The 7,498-nt window shown below is 33.5% G+C and carries 5 protein-coding genes; all 5 read left to right on the forward strand.

The annotated features are described in order from the left end of the window. On the forward strand, window positions 1-391 hold a 391-nt coding region (locus CQA44_RS10480), incomplete at its 5' end, for a M48 family metalloprotease (RefSeq protein WP_147289794.1). After that, entirely contained in the window at window positions 388-1,431 is a 1,044-nt protein-coding gene (gene prmC / locus CQA44_RS10485) for a peptide chain release factor N(5)-glutamine methyltransferase (protein ID WP_115547185.1), read from the forward strand. The genes CQA44_RS10480 and prmC, both read left to right, overlap by 4 nt. A gap of 108 nt (window positions 1,432-1,539) precedes the next feature. Then, on the forward strand, window positions 1,540-3,561 hold the full coding sequence (locus CQA44_RS10490) for a mechanosensitive ion channel family protein (protein WP_181881877.1): 2,022 nt from the start codon (window positions 1,540-1,542) through the stop codon (window positions 3,559-3,561). 250 nt (window positions 3,562-3,811) lie between these two features. Further along, window positions 3,812-4,849 carry an AI-2E family transporter gene (locus CQA44_RS10495; RefSeq protein WP_115547187.1) on the forward strand — a complete coding sequence of 346 codons (1,038 nt, stop codon included), beginning with the start codon at window positions 3,812-3,814 and terminating at the stop codon, window positions 4,847-4,849. Between the two features lie 592 nt (window positions 4,850-5,441). Further along, on the forward strand, window positions 5,442-6,902 hold the full coding sequence (gltX, locus tag CQA44_RS10500; protein ID WP_115547188.1) for a glutamate--tRNA ligase: 1,461 nt from the start codon (window positions 5,442-5,444) through the stop codon (window positions 6,900-6,902). Window positions 6,903-7,498: the final 596 nt, after the last annotated feature.

Below are 7,498 nucleotides of genomic sequence, written 5' to 3' on the forward strand. Positions count from 1 at the left end.
AAGTAATGTAAGTTTGGGAGGTGGGATTATGTTGTGTTTTTTTATAATAATGGGTTTATTTTATAAGGATATGTGTATCTATATAGGATTAAAACCAACTGATAGCAATATCCTTATGCTTGACATATTGCTTTTACCTGTTTTTACATTTCTTATTAGACCCCTTCAAAGCTATTTTAGTCGCAAAGCAGAATATAAAGCCGACACGTTTGGTGCGTCATGCGCAAGCAAGAGAGCGCTAAGTGAAGCACTTATTCGCTTGGTAAATGAAAATAAATCTTTTCCCTATTCACACCCAGCGTATGTCTTTTTTTATTTTTCACATCCACCACTTATTGACAGATTAAATGCTCTCAATGATTCTACAAATGCCGCTAAGGATTCTCAATGACAGCTATTGATTTACTGCTGCGAATCGCAGTAGCATTCCTGCGAGATGTGAATCTTGAGGAATTTAAACGGCTCGTCTATGAAACAGAGTATCTCTTAACAGATATTAATTCCTTTGAGAATGACAAGATTCCTAAAGATGCAAAACACACAGGGAAAGACACTTCTAGCCATAAAATCTCCCAAGTATCAGTTTCCTCTAATGTTGCACAAGAATCTACAAAAATCCGCAATCTCACGAGTGAATTTAGCATTAATAGCCCACGTTATGAAGCTGAATTACTGCTTTGTCATATTCTCCGTCTAACAAGAGTGGAACTTCATGCTCATTATCATAGGGAAATTAGCGATTATGACAAACAAAGGTATTTCAAACTTTTAGCAATGCGTAAAAACGGCACTCCAATCGAGTATCTTATTAATAAAGCAAGCTTTTTTAGCTTAGAATTTTATGTTGATAATTCTGTGTTAATCCCACGCAACGAAACAGAAATCCTTGTAGAAAAAGCAATAGAATTAATACAAAGAGAACATATCACACATTTTATTGAAATAGGCACGGGTAGTGGTGCAATAAGTATAGCTTTGTTAAGGAATGTATCAAATCTCTATGCTATAGCGACTGATATAAGCAATCAAGCACTTCACATTGCCATACACAATGCCAAACAACATGCAGTAGATGACCGATGTAATTTTATAGAATCTGATTTGTTAGATTCTGATTATTTGCCAAGCACCCTTTCTATTCCTTTGCTCATTGCCAATCCTCCTTATATCGCCAACCATTATCCACTCAACCAAGAAGTTCTCTGCGAACCTCATATTGCTTTGTTTGGTGGAGAGAAAGGAGATGAGATTCTAAAAAAGCTCATCATTCAAGCAAGGCAGAGAAATATTATATATCTCCTCTGTGAAATGGGCTACAATCAAAAAGAAAGCATGCGTGAGATATTGAATCAAGTGGGTTATAAAGCAGAGTTCTATAAAGATTATGCTGGATTTGATAGAGGTTTTGTTGCGACACTCATGCCCTCTTAACAGCCCTTTATGAATTGCTTTATAAAATGTATGTTAAGCAGTATGTTGTCTATCAAGACAGGATATTTTTTAATATTTCAGACAAAATCTGACCACATAAGGAATCTAATGAATAACACAGAATCAACCTTGCAATCCTCTGTTGCATTAATAATCATAAAATCAATAAAAAAACTTAGTAAATTTGCTCTATTGCTCACTCTATCGATAATGTTCTTACAAGCAAATGAACACAAGAGAGAATCTAGCTCCGCAGATTCTAATCAAAACGACCTATCTGGTACAACAAAATCTAAAGTGCAGCCTATCACACAAGATAAAAGTATTGATTCTTTAGTAGATTCCATAGTGGAGTTAAATTGGCATATTCGTTTTATTGATATTGCTCACAAAGAAGACAAAACAGTTTCTCAACAAACAAATCCCTTGCGATTTCTTACTAAAGAAGAGCTTGTAGAGAAAAAAGAGATTCTTTTAGAATCTTTTCCTCTTCATATCGTTAATAATAAAAAGCCCATTGTATTTAATTTTGAGCTTAATAGTATAGACCATAAAAAGCAAGAAGCACAATTTAACGAATCAACGATTTTGCATAATGATTTTCTTGCTCTACAAAATAATATTTCTTTGCAAATGCTAAAGGCACAAAAAATATTTTTTACCACATTAGTTTCGTTACGAAAACGGCTTGATTTTTTCTCACAGCAAACAACAGTTCTTGGGATTCTCAATCCAAGTATTACACAGCTTAAACAATTACCAAACCACTTTGAAATCCCCTCTTCACTCTTAAAAAAAGAAAAAGAAATATTAGATGGGGAAGAGGAGAAATATCTTAATATGCTCGCTAGCTACATTGAGATTCTTTCTTATTTAGAATTAAAATCTTCTGAATTACTCCCTCAAAACACCCTGCTTAATCTCACAATGCAGTGGTTTTTAGAGGAAATTGCGAATTTTATTCCTGTTGATCATTCAAATCTTATCATAGCAAAGGTTTTCATCTCACTTTTAATATTTTTGATTTTGTGGGCATTTCGCAAGCTTGTTGCTAAAGTCATTATGTTTGTAATGGATTTCATCGTGCATATTTCACGGCAGGATAAAGATTTGCATGCCGAGATTCAAAAAGGGATTTTAAAGCCTATATCATGGTTATTATTTGCATGGAGTGTCAGTGTATCTATTGGAATCTTGTATTATCCCACCTTGGAACCCGAAAGTATCGCGAATTGGTTTGTGATTTTTTATATTCTCAATATCGCATGGCTTTTTATTGCGATTATCAAAAGTTACGGCGCGGCATTGATTAGTACTATTGCACAAAAATCAGACGGAGGCTTTCGTAAAGAAGTTATTAATCTTATTTTAAATGTTTTATATAGCGTTGTTTGCATTGTTGCTGTTTTGATTATTCTTAAAAAATTAGGCTTTAATGTTTCTGCCATTATTGCTTCCTTAGGGCTTGGGGGGCTTGCTGTAGCACTAGCAGTTAAGGATATGCTAGCTAATTTTTTCGCGTCTGTTATGCTGCTTTTAGATAATTCCTTTTCGCAAGGAGATTGGATTGTTGCGGGTAATGTTGAAGGCACAGTTGTTGAAATTGGTTTGAGGCGCACAACAATTAGAACCTTTGATAATGCCTTATTGTTTGTGCCTAATTCCGAACTTGCAGGTAAATCCATTATTAATTGGAATCGTAGAAAAGAGGGGCGAAGAATAAAAATGGCTGTGGGTGTTACCTATGATGCTACACCAGAAAAGCTCAGAATCTGTGTAGAAAAAATTACTCAAATGCTCATTAACCATGAAGAAATTGCTGCCTATCCCAACAAACAAGTCATGCTTGATGAAGCCGACCATAAACTCTCTGCACGTAAAGATATTATTTCAATCAGTGATTATCTAGGATATAAAAGCGGTGTGTATGTCAGCATAGATGAATTAGCAGATAGCTCCATTAATATTACATTAGATTGTTTTACTCGAAGTGTAGCTAAGGCTGATTTTTTGCGTGTGAGAGAAGAGATTATCTTAAAAATTATGGATATTGTTGCAGAATGCGAATTAAACTTCGCTTTTCCTAGCCAAAGTGTGTATGTCGAAAATCTCTCATCGCTTAAAATGTAAGAACAAATTTGCTTTTACTTATTTGAGCAATAGCATATCAACACAACAAAATCAAGGCTTAAACTTTATGGTTATTATTTTATCGATATGCAGATGAATGCTAAAATTAACGAATATCAAATATAATATGTGTTTCAACGCCGCTTAAGTGCCATCACATTGCAGTGAAGCAATACAAGTCAAGGTAGAGGGTATAGACTGAATCTTTGTGTAGGCAAACCATGCAGATTCACGACAATTAAGGACTATCATGCAAATAAAAATCTTTTTTGCCATAATATTTTTACTTTGTTGCTGGGCTATGACTGTGCTGTACTATGCGTATATTTTTGACATTATGATAGCATTTCTATTATGTGTGAGCAGCTTTTGGATAAAAAATTATTTACAGAAATTCCTCCGATATAATATTCTTTCCTCGCTTTGTGCCGTTTTTCTCATGGCTGCATTGCTCTTTATACCTCTAGGATTTGTTCTCTATCGTGCATTTTTGGGGTTAAAAAATATGGATTGGAGCAACCTGAATTTACTTTTCAATAAGATGAAAGAGCAATTTCATACACTTCCATTTCTTAAGGATCATGTGTTGGCACAAGATTTTACAAACTTACTTAATGATATTTCATTAAGTAAAATATCTGGACTTGTCTTGAAATATACAAGCACCTTTGGACAAGGCAGTTTGAATTTTGTTATTGATGGATGTTTTATTGTGATATTCCTCTTTATATTCTTTTGTTGGGGTGAAAGGTTTTATGCCTATATCATAAGCCTTTTACCTTTTAATCAAGAACAAATCACGCAAGTTTCTCATGAAGTAAGCGGGACATTGCGCATTGTGTTTCTTTCTACCCTTTTTAATATTGTATTACAGGGTAGTGCTTTTGGGATTATCACTTATATTTTTGGATTCAATGGTATCATTTTGGGGATTGTGTATGGAATCTGTTCTCTTATCCCTGTGATTGGAGGTATTATAATATGGTTACCTGTGAGCCTCATTTTGTATTTTCAAGATAATTTACAAGCAGCAATTATTGTCGCATTATATAGCACTGTATTTATTGGATTTGTGATTGACAATATCGTTAAACCGTGGCTTATTGGCATTGTCAATCATAAACTATTAGAAAAACCATTAAAAATCAGCGAGTTTCTTATCTTCTTTGCTATTTTAGCAGGACTTGGGGCATTTGGATTTTGGGGTATTATTATTGGTCCAGCAATTAATGCGTTTTTTATTGCGTTGCTACGCGTGTATCAAAAGGATTTTTTATTTAAAGAATAAAGCTACTGATAATGCCTCTTTAATTCGAATAAAAGACTTAAGAACGGGTTATAATCCAATAATAAATAATAAAGGTTGCTAAGTATTATCCACGCTTTATGTGCATAAAATCTTATTTAGCACTCATTCACAAAATTAAAATAAATGGTTTTTGCACTTTATCAGAGAGTGTTGTGTGTATTTTGTCAAAGAGAGTGGAGAATTTGTAGAATGGGTAGATTCTATCCGAGCAAAGATTAGCAACGCTTATAATACATAAAAGATTTTTAAAGATAGCCTTTTGGTTATGAAGTGTCAGCACAAAAGGAAATTCTTATTTCATCTTATGTTGATTGTATCCAAAGCCCCTACATGTTTTGCTAAACAAACATGCAAAAACCCAAAGTATCTGATTCTTATATCATTGAGTTAAAAAGATTCTAAAATATTTCATTGATACAAGAAACTGCGCTTGTGCAAATTCTCAAATCTATTTAGACATTAGCTAATCACTAAAGCATGAAGTTGATTATTATCAACTAAGAAATGGTGTTCTAAAGCACAACTTAAATAGAGTATAATTAAGTTTGACAAACTCACACAAAGGTTAATAATGGTTATTACAAGATTTGCGCCATCTCCTACGGGGCATTTACATATTGGTGGATTACGAACAGCCCTCTATAATTATCTACATGCTAGAGCGACAAAGGGTAAATTCTTGTTGCGAATTGAAGATACAGACACAAAACGTAATAGTCAAGAGGCATTACATGGAATCTTAGAAGCCTTTAAATGGATAGGCTTAGAATACGATCAGCCCACGTTTTATCAAAGTCAAAGATTAGAGATTTACAAAGAATATGCCAATAAGCTTTTAGATTCTAATAAGGCATATCACTGTTATCTTAGCCCTGAGGAATTACAAAAAATAAGAGAAAATAGGAGTGTTAATCATGCAGAATTGACGCGTAGATATAGAGACTATGAAGGTGAGATTCCAAAGGACATAAAACCTTGTGTGAGAATCAAAGCCCCTTTGCAGGGTGAAATTAGTTTCATCGATGGAATCAAAGGCAAGATTAGTTTTCCTGCAAATGAAATTGATGATTTTGTGATTCTAAGAAGTGATGGAACCCCAACATATAATTTTGTGGTTGCCATTGATGATGTTCTCAGTGGAATCACTGATTTAATACGCGGTGATGACCATATTTCCAATACGCCAAAGCAAATTGTTGTTTATGAATCCTTGGGATTTAAGTTGCCTAGATTCTATCATATTCCTATGATTTGCAATGAAAAAGGGCACAAACTTAGCAAAAGAGACGGGGCATTGTCTGTGTTAGAATATAGAGAGGCTGGAATCCTCCCAGAGGCTTTGTTGAATTTTCTCTTTAGACTAGGATATAGTTATGGAGATAAGGAGATTTTTAGCCTGCAAGAAATGCTTGAGTGTTTTAATCCCGAAAGGATTCACAGTAAAGCTTCTGCATGTAATTTTTCTAAGTTATATTGGCTCAACAGCGAGCATATAAAAAATTTAGATAATGATGTTTTATCTGTGTTGCTCAACGTTCCCATACTTGAACCATTAAAGGCAGATTCTAAAGAAAGAGCATTGATTTTACTTGCTGAATTAAAGCTAAGAGTAAATAATCTTGTGGATTTTAGAAAGGAGATTCTACACGTGCTTCATGCTCCTACTGCTTCGAACGATACAGAATCTCAAAGCCCGGTTTATGATAAAACAATGCTGCAAAAGCTTTTTGGTGGCAACCAAAAAGAGATTTTAATTTCCGCCTTAAAGAATTTTTCTGTACATCTAGAATCTCAATCTAGCTTGATAGAAGAACAAGCCTCTCTCATAGATTCTACAACACAAGATTATAGAACATTCATTCATGATTTTACTCACTCCTTAGAATCTCAAATTAAACCTAGTCTGTTTATGCAAAGCTTGCGTTTAGCCCTACTTGGTAAAAAAGGCGGCATTGATTTGGGAGCTTGCATATTTGTTTTGGGAATCCCCGAAACACAAAAGAGGATTAAATCTTTATTGAGTTATCTATAAACAGCAAAATTGACTTCAAGTTTGAAGAGAATCCTCTGAAGCAAGATTCTGTACTAGCAATAAAGCTGCATACAGGCAAAGAGATAAAAATAATTTGTGGCTGTATTTTGTTATCAACGCCTTTTTTGTGCTTGTAAAAATATACTCATGAGTTGATTGGCTTTTCTATTAACATAGGATTTTAATCTATGCTTGATGGTGTAAAGAAAGGTAAGGTGGGATACTCCCAACCCCAAATTTTAAAGGAAGATAATGTGAAAGAATGTTCTTAGTTTAACCCAAAACTGTCCAAGGACAAACCCTTGTTTTAGAACAAGTAATCAATTTTGTATCAAAATTGATATAAAAAATTATAACTAAATAAAACTTAAAAAAAAATAAAAATAATAATAATAAGAAAAAAAAAACAAAAATAAAAAAAAAAAAAAAAAAACAAAAAAGACTAAAAACACCAAAAAAAAAATTAAAAACACTAAAAACAAAAAAAAAAAAAACAGAAACAAAAACAAAAAAGCAAAAACACTCACTAAAAAAAAAATGAAGCAGCCAACAAAACCAACAAAGAACAACACTAGCAAGCGCGCACCATACAAAAA

Source organism: Helicobacter sp. MIT 14-3879 (assembly GCF_003364125.1).

Excerpts from the sequence above, each read along its gene's own strand:
- prmC (WP_115547185.1), top strand. The coding sequence starts at position 388 with ATGACAGCTATTGATTTACTGCTGCGAATCGCAGTAGCATTCCTGCGA.
- CQA44_RS10490 (WP_181881877.1), top strand. The coding sequence starts at position 1,540 with ATGAATAACACAGAATCAACCTTGCAATCCTCTGTTGCATTAATAATC.
- CQA44_RS10495 (WP_115547187.1), top strand. The coding sequence starts at position 3,812 with ATGCAAATAAAAATCTTTTTTGCCATAATATTTTTACTTTGTTGCTGG.
- gltX (WP_115547188.1), top strand. The coding sequence starts at position 5,442 with ATGGTTATTACAAGATTTGCGCCATCTCCTACGGGGCATTTACATATT.